Source organism: Pontibacter sp. FD36, from assembly GCF_015686655.1.
In the GTDB taxonomy this organism is placed as follows: domain Bacteria; phylum Bacteroidota; class Bacteroidia; order Cytophagales; family Hymenobacteraceae; genus Pontibacter.
The window spans coordinates 118,514-134,057 of sequence record NZ_JADPMP010000011.1; the positions used below are offsets into that span (position 1 = coordinate 118,514).

Annotated in this window: 17 protein-coding genes; 4 read left to right on the forward strand and 13 right to left on the reverse strand. The window is 50.3% G+C overall.

What is annotated here, in order from left to right; translation table 11 throughout:
• Positions 1-166: 166 nt before the first annotated feature.
• The 13 genes from uvrB to I0P70_RS16405 form a co-directional block, all read right to left on the reverse strand.
• On the reverse strand, positions 167-2,194 hold the full coding sequence (gene uvrB / locus I0P70_RS16345; protein ID WP_196120038.1) for an excinuclease ABC subunit UvrB: 2,028 nt from the start codon (positions 2,192-2,194) through the stop codon (positions 167-169).
• 187 nt (positions 2,195-2,381) lie between these two features.
• Positions 2,382-2,750, reverse strand: coding sequence for a hypothetical protein (locus I0P70_RS16350; RefSeq protein ID WP_196120040.1), 369 nt, complete (start codon positions 2,748-2,750; stop codon positions 2,382-2,384).
• A gap of 124 nt (positions 2,751-2,874) precedes the next feature.
• A complete protein-coding gene (locus tag I0P70_RS16355; protein WP_196120042.1) occupies positions 2,875-3,333 on the reverse strand; it encodes a hypothetical protein in 459 nt (152 codons plus the stop codon).
• Positions 3,334-3,352: 19 nt separating this feature from the next.
• Positions 3,353-3,520 carry a hypothetical protein gene (locus tag I0P70_RS16360; RefSeq protein ID WP_196120044.1) on the reverse strand — a complete coding sequence of 56 codons (168 nt, stop codon included), beginning with the start codon at positions 3,518-3,520 and terminating at the stop codon, positions 3,353-3,355.
• A 91-nt stretch (positions 3,521-3,611) separates the two neighbouring features.
• Positions 3,612-5,315, reverse strand: coding sequence for an outer membrane beta-barrel protein (locus I0P70_RS16365; RefSeq protein ID WP_196120046.1), 1,704 nt, complete (start codon positions 5,313-5,315; stop codon positions 3,612-3,614).
• Positions 5,299-5,877 (reverse strand): RNA polymerase sigma factor, encoded by a 579-nt coding sequence (locus I0P70_RS16370; RefSeq protein ID WP_196120048.1) that lies wholly within the window; start codon positions 5,875-5,877, stop codon positions 5,299-5,301. Before I0P70_RS16370 ends, I0P70_RS16365 begins: the two co-directional genes overlap by 17 nt.
• A gap of 231 nt (positions 5,878-6,108) precedes the next feature.
• Positions 6,109-6,510 carry a YkvA family protein gene (locus tag I0P70_RS16375; RefSeq protein ID WP_196120050.1) on the reverse strand — a complete coding sequence of 134 codons (402 nt, stop codon included), beginning with the start codon at positions 6,508-6,510 and terminating at the stop codon, positions 6,109-6,111.
• An 80-nt stretch (positions 6,511-6,590) separates the two neighbouring features.
• Positions 6,591-7,337, reverse strand: a complete 747-nt coding sequence (locus tag I0P70_RS16380) for a shikimate dehydrogenase (protein WP_196120053.1) — start codon at positions 7,335-7,337, stop codon at positions 6,591-6,593.
• A gap of 2 nt (positions 7,338-7,339) precedes the next feature.
• Complete coding sequence (locus I0P70_RS16385; RefSeq protein ID WP_230392249.1) at positions 7,340-8,290, reverse strand: DUF368 domain-containing protein; 951 nt, start codon at positions 8,288-8,290, stop codon at positions 7,340-7,342.
• Positions 8,291-8,375: 85 nt separating this feature from the next.
• Positions 8,376-9,164 (reverse strand): phosphosulfolactate synthase, encoded by a 789-nt coding sequence (locus tag I0P70_RS16390; RefSeq protein WP_196120054.1) that lies wholly within the window; start codon positions 9,162-9,164, stop codon positions 8,376-8,378.
• On the reverse strand, positions 9,164-10,561 hold the full coding sequence (locus I0P70_RS16395; protein ID WP_076420932.1) for a lipopolysaccharide assembly protein LapB: 1,398 nt from the start codon (positions 10,559-10,561) through the stop codon (positions 9,164-9,166). Before I0P70_RS16395 ends, I0P70_RS16390 begins: the two co-directional genes overlap by 1 nt.
• A 70-nt stretch (positions 10,562-10,631) precedes the next feature.
• Entirely contained in the window at positions 10,632-11,642 is a 1,011-nt protein-coding gene (locus tag I0P70_RS16400; RefSeq protein WP_230392250.1) for an NAD-dependent epimerase/dehydratase family protein, read from the reverse strand.
• Positions 11,643-11,664: 22 nt separating this feature from the next.
• Positions 11,665-12,411, reverse strand: a complete 747-nt coding sequence (locus tag I0P70_RS16405) for a tyrosine-protein phosphatase (RefSeq protein WP_196120056.1) — start codon at positions 12,409-12,411, stop codon at positions 11,665-11,667.
• A gap of 327 nt (positions 12,412-12,738) precedes the next feature.
• On the opposite strand from I0P70_RS16405, the gene I0P70_RS16410 reads away from it, so the two are divergent.
• From I0P70_RS16410 to hpf, 4 genes are all read left to right on the forward strand, one after another.
• The gene (locus I0P70_RS16410) at positions 12,739-13,878 is read left to right on the forward strand and encodes an acyl-CoA dehydrogenase family protein (protein WP_007653499.1); all 1,140 of its coding nucleotides are present in this window, start codon (positions 12,739-12,741) and stop codon (positions 13,876-13,878) included.
• Positions 13,879-14,041: 163 nt separating this feature from the next.
• Positions 14,042-14,236, forward strand: a complete 195-nt coding sequence (gene rpsU, locus I0P70_RS16415; RefSeq protein ID WP_007653500.1) for a 30S ribosomal protein S21 — start codon at positions 14,042-14,044, stop codon at positions 14,234-14,236.
• Between the two features lie 70 nt (positions 14,237-14,306).
• Positions 14,307-15,185, forward strand: coding sequence for a tyrosine-type recombinase/integrase (locus tag I0P70_RS16420; protein ID WP_196120058.1), 879 nt, complete (start codon positions 14,307-14,309; stop codon positions 15,183-15,185).
• Between the two features lie 25 nt (positions 15,186-15,210).
• Positions 15,211-15,513 (forward strand): ribosome hibernation-promoting factor, HPF/YfiA family, encoded by a 303-nt coding sequence (gene hpf / locus I0P70_RS16425; RefSeq protein WP_007653503.1) that lies wholly within the window; start codon positions 15,211-15,213, stop codon positions 15,511-15,513.
• The last annotated feature ends 31 nt before the right edge of the window (positions 15,514-15,544 follow it).

A 15,544-nucleotide genomic window follows, 5' to 3' on the forward strand; every position in this document is an offset into this window, starting at 1 on the left:
GCTTCAAGGCCATTTGCAGCTTAGCTGGCTGCCAGCTTCCTCTTGAAATTGAGATCAGATACAGCCCCTGTCTTTGGCACAGGCACCGCGAGGTCTGGCAGCACCAGCATCCATAAAAAAGCACCCAAAGCTTTACGCCATGGGTGCCTTTCAAATTTCAAACTTACTAGTCTCGCTTCGACTTAAGCAGCTGCCTCAATTCAGCCAGTTCGTCGCGGTACTTGGCGGCTTGCAGGAAGTCCAGGTCTTTGGCGGCGGCTTCCATCTGCTTCTCGGTTTTCTTAATCAGCTTCTCGAGTTCGTCTCGCTTCATCATCTGAATCACCGGTTCCGCTGCCAACGAAACCTCTTCCGGACCAGCATACATCTTCACCTCTTTCTTCTTAGCGTCAGCTACAGATGTCTGCTCAAATATCTCGTCTTTGGTTTTGAGTACGGTACGCGGTGTAATGCCATGTTCCAGATTATAAGCCATCTGCGTTTCACGGCGGCGGTTGGTCTCCTCGATGGCCCGTTGCATGGAACCTGTAATACGGTCGGCATACATAATCACCCGGCCCCGCTCATTACGGGCGGCACGGCCCATCGTTTGGATCAACGAACGCTGGTCACGCAGGAAGCCTTCTTTATCAGCGTCAAGAATAGCCACTAAGCTCACTTCCGGTAAGTCAAGACCCTCACGCAGGAGGTTCACACCTATCAGCACATCGATCTCCCCTAAACGCAGCTCGCGCAGTATTTCCACACGGTCCAGTGTCTTCACCTCCGAGTGCAGATACTTCACCTTGATATTGAGGCGGTCCATATACTTGGTCAGCTCTTCGGACATACGCTTGGTCAAGGTCGTCACCAGCACGCGCTCTTTGCGCTTGATACGCTCGTCCACCTCATCCAGCAAATCATCCACTTGGTTGGCACTTGGCCTTATTTCGATCTCCGGATCCAAAAGGCCAGTGGGACGAATGATCTGCTCGACGATCACACCTTCTGATTTCTGAATTTCGTAATCGCCTGGTGTAGCGCTTACAAATACCACCTGGTGCATCAGGCTCTCAAATTCATTGAAAGTGAGCGGGCGATTGTCCATGGCGGCTGGCAAACGGAAGCCATACTCCACCAAAGCCACCTTACGGGAGCGGTCACCGCCCCACATGGCTCGTACCTGTGGTATCGTCACGTGGCTCTCATCGATCACCATCAGGAAATCGTCGGGGAAGTAGTCCAGCAAACAGAATGGACGTGCACCCGGCGAACGGCGGTCGAAGTAGCGGGAGTAGTTCTCTATACCTGAGCAATAGCCCAGTTCCCGAATCATCTCCAGGTCAAACTCAGTACGTTCCTTGATACGCTTTGCTTCTACTGGTCTATCCTCTTTCAGGAAGTAGTCATGCTGCGCTACCATGTCGTACTGTATCTCATGAATAGCCTGCTGCAGTGTATCCTTGCCTGTCACGAAGAGGTTGGCAGGGTATAAGGTAATGGCTTTCTCGTCAGCTATCTTCTTTCCCGATTCCGGATCGATGCGATGGATCTGCTCCAGCTCATCGCCGAAGAAATAGAGGCGGTAGGCGAAGTCAGCATAGGCCGGGAAGATGTCTACGGTGTCGCCCTTCACGCGGAATGTTCCACGTGTGAACTCGGCCTCGGTGCGGCTATAAAGAATCTGCACGAAGGTATAGAGCAGGTTGTTACGACTGTAGCGCTGACCCGGTGCCAGGTAAATCACGTTCTTGCCAAACTCCTCCGGGTTACCGATACCGTAGATACATGACACCGACGCCACTACGATCACATCACGGCGACCGGAGAGCAGCGCAGAGGTGGTATGCAGACGCAGCTTCTCGATCTCCTCATTTATTTGGAGGTCTTTTTCAATAAACACATCCGAAGAAGCGATATAGGCTTCCGGCTGGTAGTAGTCGTAGTACGAGATAAAGTACTCTACCGCATTATCCGGAAAAAACTGCTTGAACTCACCGTACAGCTGTGCGGCCAAAGTCTTGTTATGACAAAGCACCAGCGTCGGCTTGCCAGTATTTTTGATCACGTTGGCCATGGTAAAGGTCTTACCCGTGCCCGTGGCACCCAGCAGCACCTGTGCAGGCTCCCCTTTGTTAACGCCTTCCGTGAGTTGGGCAATCGCTTTTGGCTGATCGCCGGTTGGTTGAAATTCTGATGTTAGCTTAAAATCCATTCGTTGGTTTTACAACTTGTAAAGATATACTATAACATGAAAAATGGGCTGTAAGTTTAGCTTTTGTCAATATAATAGCTGGTAGAACAGGAATTCTCCGAAAACAAAAAACCTGCTCTGAGAGCAGGCTTTTGCATGTTTAACTATTCCTAACAATTAATATAAATTAGGCACTGTAAAAACTGTTCTATTCATCTGAGCAAACCTGCTTTACCCGCACCGGCGGGAACATCATGTAGTTAGCAGTGCAACGCGGTCCGTAGTCAGCGTTGCGCTCAAGTGATAAGTAGGCTACTTTACCGGAGTGCCTTAAGTCTTCGGGCAGATTGTCGGTGGTGACAAAGCCGCTCTGCAATTGTCCAATGTACTGGTTGCTGCGCTGTTCGCCTGTACCGTCGGCATCCATGATCTGGAGCACATACCAACCGGCTTCGCAGTCAGGTCCTACCACCTCTACCTGCAGGCAGGCCGGAACAGCCTCTTCCTGGTCAGCACAGCTTACAAGCAGCAGCGCCAGCAGCAGGTATAGCACAATGATGGACAGGACACTCTTCATAGTTTTATGTTGTACTAATGGTGCTTGGTGAGCAGGGCTACCCAACACGGGCACTGGTTGCCGGACTGTTAAATATTTAGTCTTCTTCATTTGCCAGCATCTATACCCTGTGTTAGGAGCCCCTTTATCTGTATAAATAGTAAGTATCTGTAAATATGGCACTTGGATCAGATCCGTAATAAACTCCCTCCAGTATCAGCAACCTTTGATCGCGGTGCATGACTCTGAAACGGGCTGACCATCCGAAGTTGCTCAGCACAAACGAGTTTGGCTGCGAGTAGTCTGCTTTGAAACTATCGCGGTACACACTGTTTGAACTCTGCATGCTCGCCCGCTGCAGGTAAGCACTGTCAGGCTTAAACTCAAAGTAATCGTTCGCAGTGCCTGTGTACATCACAGAGGTGCAAGTACCGCCGCGACATAGTTTGTTGTTCACGCGCTCAATCCGCCACTTACCCTGCACGGACTCGCGCAGTCCGTTCTCCTTTGTAATCGGTTGCATGTCTTCATCTGATTTAGCACAGCCTGTCGCCAGCCCTAACAGGACAGAGGCCATGGCCGCAAGCCCCAATATTTTTTTCATAGCGTGGAAAGGCGCTGGTTTAGAAGCCGCCTAAAAAGGAATTGTCTTGGATTGCACAGCCCGAAAGCAGCACAGAAAGAAATAAGAGCGCCAGCAATACATACCACCCAGATATATTTTCGCGGCCGGCGGCCACCAGGGCCAACAGTGTTTGAAGAACGGATCTCATGAACAGCATCATTTGCATAGCGCTTTTATTTAAATCAACCAATCACTCTACACTTACATGATTCCCATTGGAGCCGAAGGGTTGCAAGGCTTCAAAAAAAAATCAGAAATTATTTTCGGGAGCTGTTCAACTGGTAGTTCAGGCTCATGTTCATACCGATCGCATAAGGCCTGCCCTGCGGCGCGGCGGCTTTGTCAGGATCAGCCACCAGGGTACTGAAGTAGTGGCGCACTTCCGGTCCGAGTGCCAGCGTCAGGTTTGGCGTGATGCGCTTGCCCACACCCACAGAGGCATTGCCGGAAAACTGCACGTTGCGGAAAGGAGATTCGCTGTCGTTGGCTGCGTAGCTGACCGACTGCACGTCCTGGTTAGAAGCCGTCACGCTAGACTCTAGCAGGAAGTTGGCAGCAGCACCTGCAGCTACATACACGAACCAGTCTTTGTTGATATCCTGCTCATACTGCAACCCTAGTGGCACTGTCAGGTGGCGGTACTTGTACTCGGTAGCATATGAATCACCCGTGCGGGCCACACTCACCGAGTCAGACGAGAAGCCGTCGTTCAGCGAAGACACAAAGAAAGTGGACGGGCTGAGTTCGTAGCGCTCGTTAGAGCGGGGCTTCACCCAGAACTGGCGTACGATGTAGTTCGACTTCGAACGCGTCCTGCTCTCGCTATACCCTATACCTGTCAGCAGCTTCAGTTTCTCTTTTAGTTTGAAGCCGGCTTTGGCCTCTACTGCATACGAGTAAGCCGGCTGTGTGCTCTCTTCAAACTCTTCGCGTGCAGCTGTCATGTTCTGGAAAGACTCCTGTGAAGCATTTACACTTGGCCCTGACGCAGCGATGCTGAGCATGTTTCTGTTGTTGGAGCTTGGCATAGCAAGTGGATCCGGCAGGCCGATGTTCTGTTCAAAAACTGATGGGGCATAGGCCAGGTTTAGGCTCCAGCGGCTGTTTGACTTGGTTACTGCATCCGCCGATTTTGATTGCTGAGCAGCAAGTGCTCCCTGCGCCACCTCTGCTGTCTGTTGACGGCTGGCCTGGTGTGCCTCACTCATTTCTGCAAAGGACTTCGGCTTGGCTGCCATCGACTGATTACCTAATGGGAACGGCTGACCTGCAGCTGGTGTGTTGTTGCCGAACGTGATCGTCACGCTCTCCCAGGTAATGATCTGGGTATAGCGGTTGCCGGGCGCAAAAAGATTCCCTTGTGTAGCGCCAGAGTTACTGCCCGGAAAACCTCCTGACACATAACCTCTGCTACGGCCCGGCATTGGTGTATAGCCCAGGTATGGACTGTAGCCCGGTGCCACATTGAAGTAGTCGCCGGCCTGTGGTTCGTTGCTAAGTTCGGAGCTTTCCGCATTAACCGTCTGTTTGCCCTGGCGCATACCAGCTGCATTAGCTACGCTTTTAGTCTCTGCTGTTTCTTCAACAGGAGTATAAGCCATGGCAGAAGCCTCTTCCTGCTGTGCGGCATAGGCGCTCATGGCCTCCTCTACGGTTACAGGTGCGTTAGCGGGCTTGGTTGCCGGCAGGGAGGCTATACCTGGCTGCGCATTACCCTGGTTCAGGTGGCCATTATAATAATAGGCCAGCAATGTGCCAGTTAGTGCAAACAGCACAAAGCAGGCTGCAGCAAGCTGCCGGTAGAACAGGACACGCTTCTTATAATCTTTGTTTTCCTGCACTGTCAGGTCGTGGTCTATACGGGCCCAAAGGTCCGGTGCAGGCCTGGCCTCCGCATCGAAAAGGCGACGCTGGAACTCGTCTTCCAGAGTGTTTCGCTTATGGTTATTGGCTGATGACATGCTCTTGATATGTTTTATCCTGGCGCTCGAGCATACCTTGCAGTATAGCCCGCGCACGTGAATACTGTGACTTAGATGTACCTTCGGAAATGCCAAGCATCTCCCCTATTTCTTTGTGATTGTAACCCTCGATGGCGTACAGGTTGAACACCATTCGGTAGCGTGGAGCGAGGCTTTGGATCATGCCGAGCAGTTCGTCCATTGAATAACCCGTCAGGTTGACGTCCTCCGATGCGATATTGCCTGCTTCTTCCGTTTCATGTGAAACGGTCATGAGCGATTTCTGTCGCAGCTGTTTCAGGGCTGTGTTAATCATGATGCGGCGCACCCAAAACTCCAGCGGACAGTCCCGCTTAAAATTCTGAATGTTGGCAAACACTTTCACAAAGCCTTCCTGCATCATATCCTCTGCCTCAAAGCTAGTCGGGGCGTAGCGCATACATACCGCCATCATCTTACGGGAGTAAAGGTCATAGAGCAGTCGCTGCATGTCCCGCTTGCCGGCAATGCATCCCTCTATGAGTTTATCCTCTTCTGATTTAGGTTTTGTAAAAAGCTTCAAACGCCTCTTCTTTTAGCTTCACTCCTATGATTCCCATAGCGAGGCAATGGTTGCAAGCACAAAAAAATATTTTTTCACCTCTGGTGGGTGGCATTAAAGCGCACCAAGAACAATTGCATGGTAAATATATTAAAATTAATTATTCTAACAACAGCAAAATAGTGTATAAACAGCGAAGGCCTCTCCGATATGGAAAGGCCTTCGCCGGGTTTGTTTAAGGTGAGAGAAGGTTTAAAGTAGTGTTAAAAACAAAAGTTTGTAGAGGATGATGGAAACAAGCGCAGCGATCAGCATCCAGTTATAACCGATGATCTGGTAAGCACTGGTAGCCCCCTCGCCTTCCTGGTTCAACACTTCGTACGCTTGCAGACGGGCCTGCCCTAGTATATTTTTGGATACCAACTGGTAGGCAGCATGTATACCCAGCACCACCAATACCACATCATCCAGGAAGCCAAATACCGGCACCAGATCAGGAATCAAATCAATAGGTGAAATGGCATAGCCGATGACCAAGGCTAACAAGAGCGGTACATACCATCTTACTTCCGGGTGACGGGCAGACAGGTATAGGGCGTATATCTCCGCATTTATCTCATGCGCTTTCTGGCGAAGGTAGGTCAACTGCATCATGGGTGTAAGGGTAGTATAACTCTCCTTACGCAGCAGCCCCATCAGAAAGTTTCATTATAACATAAAATAAACGCAATATTTTATTCCGGCTTTTCGTTCGCCCAGATTTTCCAGGCAGCATTGGCCTGTGCATGAAGCATGGGCAGGCCATTCAGCGTTTTGGCCCCTGCCAGGCGACCTTTCTGCAGGAACAACGTTTCTTCGGGGTTATATACCAGGTCGTAGAGGTAGTGTCCTGTCGTCAGGGTTTCGTAAGGTATAGCCGGGGCACTATCCGTATCAGGGGCCATACCCAGCGGTGTCGTATTGATAATCAGGGTATAAGCCTGCAGTACTTCTGGTGTTATGGCATCGTAATGCAGCTGCTTCTCAGTGGGATTGCGCGAAACCGAGGCATAAGGTATAGCCAGTGAATCCAGGGCAGCCCACACTGCCTTTGCAGCACCGCCCGTACCCAGCACCAGGGCTTTGTTGCCTTCATCAGCCGGATAGAACTGCTGCAGCGTATCCCGAAAGCCAATGAAGTCAGTATTATAGCCTTTCGTTCTGCCATTCTCTAATCTGATCGTATTCACGGCACCGATACGGGCAACGCTTTCATCCAGCTCGTGCAGGTATGGAATAACAGCCTCTTTGTATGGCACCGTTACATTTAGCCCAACCAACTCAGGCTCCCGGGAAAGCAAATCAGGAAACCCGGCTATGTCGGGCAGTTCATAAAGCTCATAGGCAGCATCTGCTATACCTTCTTTTGCGAACTTCGCAGTGAAGTAGCGCTTTGAGAATGAGTGCCCGAGCTTTTTGCCGATGAGTCCGAACCTGCGCATGCTTATACCCTTTCCACTGTGTTGGGGTCGTCCGTCAGGCGGTCGATCAGGTATACCAGCAGGAAGCCGAAAATGGCCAGTCCGACAGCGTACAACAGGTATGGCTCCTCACCTGTTAGCTGTGCGAAAGTGGCCGGAGAGATATTTTCCTGTACCAGCGGTTTCACTACGCCATGGCGATCAGTGTAGGTTTGCACTGTTTCCTTCCAGGGCCATACCTTGTTCAGTGAGCCTACCATGAAACCTGTGAGCATGGCCACTGTGATGTTGTAGTAGTTCTTGAGCATCCAGTTGAGCACATGCGAAAAAGCCAGAAGACCTGTTACACAGCCCGCACCGAATACCAAAATCATATCCAGCTTCAACTCCTTCAGCGCATTCATCATGAACTCGTACTTAGCCATCAGCAGCAACAGAAAACTACCTGAAAGCCCAGGCAGGATCATGGCGCAAATGGCAATGGCTCCTGAAAGGAAAATAAACCAGTAAGCTTCCGGCGTTTGCATAGGCACCGCAATGGTGACCCAGTAGGCAATGGCCACGCCTACCATACCTGACAGTAGCACAATCGGGCGCCATTTGGTAATCTTTTTCCCTACGACCAGTGCCGAGGCTACAATAAGACCAAAGAAGAATGCCCAAAGCAGAATCGTGTGGTTCTCGAGCAGGTAGACCACCAGCCGCGAGAGTGAAGCGATCGAAAACAGGATACCTCCCACCAATACCACCAGGAAGGTACCATTGATATGTTGCCAGAAACCTTTGAGGTCGAAGCGGGACAGCAGGCGTAGCGCCTCGCCGTTGACGGAGCGGATGGAATTCAGCAGCTCTTCGTAAATGCCCGTGATAAAGGCGATCGTTCCGCCTGATACACCTGGCACCACGTCCGCGGCTCCCATGCCCATACCTTTCGAAAACAGCAACAGGTATTCTTTTAAAGATCGTCGTCTCATGCTTTTTTGTAACTGGATTTGGCTAAGCACAAAAAAATTGCCCGTCGGAGTTACCGATGGGCAATTTTCAATTATCTGTTATGTATTAAGCGTCGATGATTGGCGCTCCGTTGTTCAGGAAGTGTGTGAATGTATCGCCACGCAGACCCAAACGGATTGTCTCAAGCGGAATAACCTCGCTTGGCGCAATATTGCCCAGGTTCACGTTGGCTCCCAACAGCTTGATAAACCAAACCTGCTGCGCTTTCTGAGGGGCTTCCCACAGGATCTTCTCAAACGGAATTTTGGTCAGGATCTCTTCTACCAGACCGCTGCGTACCTCACCCGTAGAGCGGAACAGACCGACGTTACCACCTTCACGGGCTTCACCGATCACTTTCCAGGCACCTGCATCGAGCTCAGCCTGCATCAGTCTGATCCACATATAAGGCGGGATGATTTTCTCTGCGTCTTTAGAACCAACTTCTGACAAAACGGTTACCTGCTCCGAAAGCGTCTGGATGTAGCCACACTTCTTTTCGTGGTTCATTTCAATCGATCCATCCGATACCTCAGCGAACGTCATGTCATACTTGTCGAGCACACGGCGGTAATCGTCGAACTGATTGCGGGCTATAAACGCCTCAAACAAAGTGCCGCCAAAATATACGGGTATACCGGCTGCACGGTAAACGTCAAGCTTCTTCTGCAGGTTAGGCACTACATACGAAGTAGCCCAGCCCAGTTTTACAATGTCTACGTACTCACCTGCTACTTCCAGGAAATCCTCTACTTCACGTATACTCAGGCCTTTGTCCATCGCCATGGTGAAACCACGGTCACGGGGTTTCACTTCACGCTCCGGCAGGCCATTCAAAAAATAGTTGCTGTTCATTACTTGCGGTATTGGTCAATTAATCGGGATAATGCGCGCTGCGACTCCAGCTCAGGGAAGAACTCAAACAACAGCTTATGTTTATCGAAGTCCAAAATTAACGCATTTTCCAAATAATTGTATGCTTCGCGGTATTTTCCTGCCGAAAGCATATAGGCGCAAGCCCTATAATACAGTTCAGCCTCGTCAGGCTGCAATTCTATCGCATTCAGAATAATTTCTGTCGCCTCCTCAAAGTTTCCCTGCTCATACAGGATGATTGACCAGTTGAGGTAAATGTCTTTATCCTCGGGTTGGATTTCGGCTGCGCGGGCATAACTCTCCAGTGCCGACACCACATGACCCACATGGTACTCAGCTGATGCCAACGCCACCCAGTAGTCCACACTGTCGTCATAGAGCGTGACAGCCTTCTTAAAGAAGTGCACTGACTCGTACCACTTGCCCTGCGCATCCAGTACCACGCCTATCCCAAACCAGGCTTCATCCATCTCCGGGTCCAGGTCGATGGCTTTCTGGTAGTAGCGGCGCGACAGGTCCCACTGCTGCATCTTCTCGTAGCACTCACCTATGTTGCAAAACACCTCCGCCGATGGCGACCCGTGCTCCAGCATACCGTTAAATGCTTCGATCGCCTTGGTATACTCGCCTATAAACACATAGGCATTGGCCATGTTGTTGTAGGCCGTGATAAAGTCAGGCTTGATGATAGTAGCATAGTCGTAGGCGGCAATGGCTTTTTCGTAAGATCCCAGTTTGTTGTACACATTGCCCAGGTTAAACCAAGCCACATAGGAGTAAGGGTCTTTGTCGATAAAAGCCTGGAAGAATGGAAGTTCTTCGCGCATGGTTCCTGTGATCTCCATGCAGTAGATGATCTCCTGCATGGCGGCCTCATTCTCCACGTTCAGCTCGATACACTTCTTGTAGTACTTGACAGCCGAGCTGAACTTACCCCAACTCTGGTAGGTAAGGCCAATATTGAAGTATATATCGTCGCGGTCCTCGGCAAAGGCCAGCGCTTTTTTGAAATGATCTACGGCATCGCGGTACTCGCCACGCTGCGTGAATATAATGCCCCGGGTCAGGAGCACGTCAGGGTTCTGCGGCTCCACCTCGGCTACCTGGTCGATGAGCACCATGGCATCATCGAAGTTGCCGGACATTGCCAGCAGCTGTGCCTTGTCTATTTGAAGCCCGGTCGAAAAAGGATATTGTGCTATAGCAGAATCACAGGCCAGGAGCGCCTTCTTATAATCAAAGTTGGCGGTATAGTGGTCTATGATATATTCAAAATCGGTCAGGTCAAAAAAAACGGTCTCATTAGTCCCCAGCATCTGCTCGAACCGAATGATCAGTTCAGAATCCTCGCTGTGCTCGTCAAAATTCTCTTTCATCTCCTATATCCCACAAACTGCTAAAAAGGCAGCTCTTGTCTTTTAACTACATTTATAAACTGCAAATAGTTTAGTTTGCGCGGGTCAGTTCCGGACCTCTCTGATTCTGTGCTATTTGCAGCAAAACCTGGCACGTCCAGGCGATGGATTCGCTCAGTGGCCTGAACTCCATACCCGTTATTTTCCGAACTTTCTGATTGTCAAATAGGTGGCTCTTAGCAGTTACGCGTGCCGTATCTTTGGTGATCAGTGGCCGGCCTCCTGTAAGCCAGGCACGGGCATGTTCCAGCCGCCACACCACTTCGGCCAGTGCCGGAGAGACTCTCATGGAGGGGGCTTTTTTGCCGAAACATCGGGCAGCCTCCGCAAAGAACTCTTTGTAAGTGAGCTGCCCTGTATTCAGTATAAACCGTTCGCCGGAAACATCCGAGAATGTCAGCCGCAGCATGGCTTCCACCACATCGCGTACATCCACAAAGTTGGCACTGCCCGGGGTATAGAAAGGTCGTTGCTGGTACACATATTTAAAGAGGCGGGTGCTGCTGCGGTTCCAGTCGGCTGGGCCCAGTACGACGGAGGGGTTCACGATCACGGCCTGCAGGCCTTCCGCTATACCTCGCCATACCTCCAGCTCACCGTAGTGCTTCGACTCGGCATAAGCTGACTGCTTCTCACCGGAATCCCACTTGCTGGTTTCATTCAGCAGAGTTGCTTCCTTGCTGCGACCAATAGCCGCGATCGAGCTTACATGGCACAGCTTGATCTCCTCCGCTGCATCCAGACAGGCATCTACTATGTTAGCGGTACCTTCCACATTCACCTGTTGCAACAGCTCGGCATCCTGTGGGGCGTAAGACACTAATCCGGCGCTATGAAACACGTAGCTTACTCCTTTCAATGCTTTCCGGAGCAAGGCAATATCCAGTATGTCACCCTCGACCCAGTCTACCTGGTCAGCCTGCGCGACAGCCGGCACCTGTCCACGGTACAGCGCACGCACACGGTGGCCCTGCGCGACGAGTGCCGGTATAAGATAGCTGCCAATCAGGCCACTGCCGCCTGTCACGAAAACCATCGACATGGGTATAGGAGAAGTTAAGGGATTATAATTTACTGTTGAGTAGCGGAAGCTCGAGAGCTTTCACCAGGTATTTTGAGCAAAGCACTTTGTGCAGGTTGGCAACGTGCTTCAGGCTGTGCGCATCGGAACCCAGAAAGTCAACAAGGCCGGCGTCTATAAGTTTTTCGATCACCATCTTGGCGCCCGGCGAGTAATAGCCCGTGAGTGAATTGAGGTTCGGCTGCAACAGTACACCCTGCTCACGCAGTCGCACCAGGTCGTCGAACTTGCCATAAAAATAGGTATAGCGCTCAGGGTGGGCCAGCACCGGTTTGTAACCCAGCGACTGCATCCGGAAGATGGCTTCGCGCAGGTTGAGCGGCTCGTTCAGGAAAGAGGTCTCGAACAGCAGGTAGTTGTCGCCAAACGTAAGTAGCTCCTCGTTGTCTTCCAGCTTCTGCAGCAGCGCCTCGTCCAGGTAGTGCTCTGCGGCGCAGGCCAGTTCCATCTCTATCCCTTCGGCCGTTACGGCATCCTGCAACACTTTCAGCTGTGTGCGTATGATCTCGGGGGTGTTGCGGTAGAAATCGCTCATGATATGGGGCGTCATGATCAGCTTGCGGTAGCCTAGCTCCTGCATGCCGCGCACCAGCTCCAGCGACTGCTCCACGGTGGCGGCGCCGTCGTCTATACCTGGCAGTATATGGGAGTGCATGTCCACGCCGATGGTACTCAGCGATTCAACTTGCACTTCTTCCTTGCCAAACAGATTCTGGAAAAACTTTATCATTTGCTCAATTCAACCGTATGTACACGGCACAAAACACAAACGTTGCCAAACACGGCAACGCAACATCAAAATAACGCAAATATTATACGCTATCAAAATAAACGCAGCGCGTTTGGGTTTATTAAAAGAAGATCACGCTGAACGCACAAATTCCTGGTAGACTTAGGCTGCCTGAGTTGACCCAGGCCAAAGATACAACCGCTGTGCAGACATCGGTTTATTCAAAATAAAACCCCGAATTTGCCAATCAGGCTTATTTGTTTAGTTTTGTAAACCCTTTATTCAAATTTCAGTTTAATACACGCGACTTTAATACAAAAAACTTAAATGGAATTTAACTATACAGAAAACCAGCGCATGATTGCCGACATGATCCGTGACTTCGGCGCCAAAAACATCAAACCGAAAATGATGGAATGGGACGAGAGTCAGGAGTTTCCGGTGGAGGTGTTCAAGCAGCTGGGTGAACTGGGCCTGATGGGCGTGCTGGTACCAACCGAATACGGTGGCTCCGGCTTTGGCTACCTGGAATATGTGACTGCTATCGCGGAACTTTCTAAAATCGACGGTTCTATCGGTCTTTCCATGGCGGCGCACAACTCGCTTTGCACTGGTCATATTCTACAATTCGGTAACGAGGCGCAGAAGAAGCAATACCTTCCTAAACTGGCCACAGCCGAGTGGATCGGTGCCTGGGGCCTGACGGAGCCTAACACAGGCTCTGACGCTGGCAACATGCGCACCGTGGCAGTACAGGACGGCGACTACTATGTAATCAACGGTGCCAAAAACTTCATCACGCACGGCAAAACCGGCAATGTGGCTGTTGTGATTGTGCGCACCGGCGAAGTGGGTGACTCTCATGGCATGACCGCTTTCATCATTGAGAAAGGCACACCGGGCTTTAGCGCTGGTCGCAAAGAAGACAAACTGGGTATGCGCGCCTCTGAGACCACGGAGCTGATCTTTGAAGACTGCCGTGTACACAAAGACCAGATCCTGGGCAATGTGGGCGAAGGCTTTATTCAGGCGATGAAAGTATTGGACGGTGGCCGCATCTCGATCGCAGCGCTTTCGCTAGGTATAGCGCAGGGTGCTTTTGAGGCAGCACTAGCCTACTCACAGGAGCGTCAGCAGTTCAACAAGTCAATATCCAGTTTTCAGGGTATCGCTTTCAAGCTGGCTGATATGGCTACCGAGATTGAAGCAGCTGCACTCCTCACCTACCAGGCAGCCGACATGAAAAACCGTGGTCTGAACGTGAACAAGGAGTCGGCGATGGCAAAACTATACGCCTCTGAGGTATCGGTGCGAGTGGCAAACGAAGGCGTGCAGATCTTCGGTGGCTATGGCTTCACGAAAGACTACCCGGCCGAGAAGTACTACCGTGATGCCAAGCTTTGCACCATCGGTGAGGGAACCAGCGAGATTCAAAAGCTTGTTATCTCCAGAGCTATCCTGAAATAAAAGGCTATCTTTGCCCAAACAAAATAGTGCCTGCAGGCTGTTTTGGCTGTGCAGGCACCTTTTTTTCAGTGGGTTGCGTAAATATTTTGCTCAACCTATTGATTTTTAAGATAAACATTGATTAAATTTGCAACCCTAAATATCAGAAGAAGCGAGCAAAAATATGATTATTGTAAACGTAAAAGATAACGAGTCTGTAGACCGTGCCTTGAAGAGATTCAAGAAGAAATTCGAGAGAACTGGTGTTCTGAAAGAACTGAGAGCGAGAACGTTCTTCGAAAAACCATCTGTTTCTAAGAGAAAGCAAAAAGAAAGAGCGAAGTACAAGCAGCAGCTTTTCGCTAACGAAAACTACTAGTCTTTCTTTAAAGATATTTTATTTTTCCATACCTTGGTATAAATGACAGACACATCTGTTATACCAAGGTATGGAATTATTTTTTAAGTACCTCGAGTACGAAAAGCGGTACAGTCCGCACACTCTTACTTCTTATCACACTGATCTGGGGCAGTTCGCGCAGTATCTGCAGGACACGTACCAGATCACCGATCCCGCTGAGGCAGACCATACCATCATACGGTCCTGGATACTCACGCTCGTGCACAAAAACCTGGAGGCCCGTTCTGTTAACCGGAAAATCGCCTGCCTCCGCTCCTACTATAAATTCCTGTTAAGCCAGCAGCGCATCAGCGCCAACCCGATGCTGCGCATCAAAGCCCCTAAAGTTTCAAAGAAACTCCCTGCCTTTGTGCCGGAGGAACCTTTTAACCACTTCCTGGACAGCTTTACCTTTGAGAACACCTTTGAAGGGCAGCGTGACCGCCTGATACTGGAGTTCCTGTATGGCACAGGTATGCGACTCGCTGAGCTTATAGGTATCGGCCATGAAGACGTGGATCTGCATGCTAAAACAGTGCGTGTATTGGGCAAGGGAAACAAGGTGCGGATTATTCCTTTGAACGACACACTGGTGGTTGCCATCAAGCAGTATTTGGAACACAAGAAAAGCCTGTTTGGCAATAACAATTCGGAAAGGCTGCTCGTTACTAATAAAGAACGTCCACTGTATCCGAAGTTCGTTTATCGTGTCGCAAAAAAGTACATCAGCTTGGTCACCACCTCCGAACATAACAGCCCGCATGTGCTGCGACATTCCTTCGCTACTCACCTGCTAAACAATGGCGCAGACCTGAATGCCATCAAAGACCTGCTGGGGCACGCCAGCCTGGCCGCTACACAGGTATACACACACAATTCGATAGAGAAGCTGAAATCGATTTTCGAGAAGGCTCATCCAAAAGCATAAAGTTTAACCATAAAATGTTACGATTATGAAGCTACAGATGCATTCAATCCACTTCGAGGCTGACAGACAGCTGACCGATTTCATCCAGCAGAAAGTAGACAAACTGGAAACATTCTACGACCGCATTGTAGAAGGCGAGGTGTTTCTTAAACATAACAACAACGACGGAACAAACAATAAAACAGTAGAGATCAAGTTATTCGTACCAGGCTCCACCCTATTCTCAAAAGAAGATGCCTCATCTTTTGAAGCCGCCGCCGACGCAGCTGTTGAGGCAATGCGCAGACAACTGAAAAAATTCAAGGAGAAGCAAATGGCACATCATTAAGCCATTCCGACCCTTGCTATACCTGAATCAG

Coding starts and splice junctions, on each gene's coding strand:
- I0P70_RS16420 (WP_196120058.1), top strand. CDS start 14,307: ATGGAATTATTTTTTAAGTACCTCGAGTACGAAAAGCGGTACAGTCCG.
- I0P70_RS16355 (WP_196120042.1), bottom strand. CDS start 3,333: ATGAAAAAAATATTGGGGCTTGCGGCCATGGCCTCTGTCCTGTTAGGG.
- I0P70_RS16365 (WP_196120046.1), bottom strand. CDS start 5,315: ATGTCATCAGCCAATAACCATAAGCGAAACACTCTGGAAGACGAGTTC.
- I0P70_RS16350 (WP_196120040.1), bottom strand. CDS start 2,750: ATGAAGAGTGTCCTGTCCATCATTGTGCTATACCTGCTGCTGGCGCTG.
- I0P70_RS16360 (WP_196120044.1), bottom strand. CDS start 3,520: ATGCAAATGATGCTGTTCATGAGATCCGTTCTTCAAACACTGTTGGCC.
- I0P70_RS16390 (WP_196120054.1), bottom strand. CDS start 9,164: ATGAACAGCAACTATTTTTTGAATGGCCTGCCGGAGCGTGAAGTGAAA.
- I0P70_RS16410 (WP_007653499.1), top strand. CDS start 12,739: ATGGAATTTAACTATACAGAAAACCAGCGCATGATTGCCGACATGATC.
- I0P70_RS16395 (WP_076420932.1), bottom strand. CDS start 10,561: ATGAAAGAGAATTTTGACGAGCACAGCGAGGATTCTGAACTGATCATT.
- I0P70_RS16380 (WP_196120053.1), bottom strand. CDS start 7,337: ATGCGCAGGTTCGGACTCATCGGCAAAAAGCTCGGGCACTCATTCTCA.
- I0P70_RS16375 (WP_196120050.1), bottom strand. CDS start 6,510: ATGATGCAGTTGACCTACCTTCGCCAGAAAGCGCATGAGATAAATGCG.
- uvrB (WP_196120038.1), bottom strand. CDS start 2,194: ATGGATTTTAAGCTAACATCAGAATTTCAACCAACCGGCGATCAGCCA.
- rpsU (WP_007653500.1), top strand. CDS start 14,042: ATGATTATTGTAAACGTAAAAGATAACGAGTCTGTAGACCGTGCCTTG.
- hpf (WP_007653503.1), top strand. CDS start 15,211: ATGAAGCTACAGATGCATTCAATCCACTTCGAGGCTGACAGACAGCTG.
- I0P70_RS16400 (WP_230392250.1), bottom strand. CDS start 11,642: ATGTCGATGGTTTTCGTGACAGGCGGCAGTGGCCTGATTGGCAGCTAT.
- I0P70_RS16405 (WP_196120056.1), bottom strand. CDS start 12,411: ATGATAAAGTTTTTCCAGAATCTGTTTGGCAAGGAAGAAGTGCAAGTT.
- I0P70_RS16385 (WP_230392249.1), bottom strand. CDS start 8,290: ATGAGACGACGATCTTTAAAAGAATACCTGTTGCTGTTTTCGAAAGGT.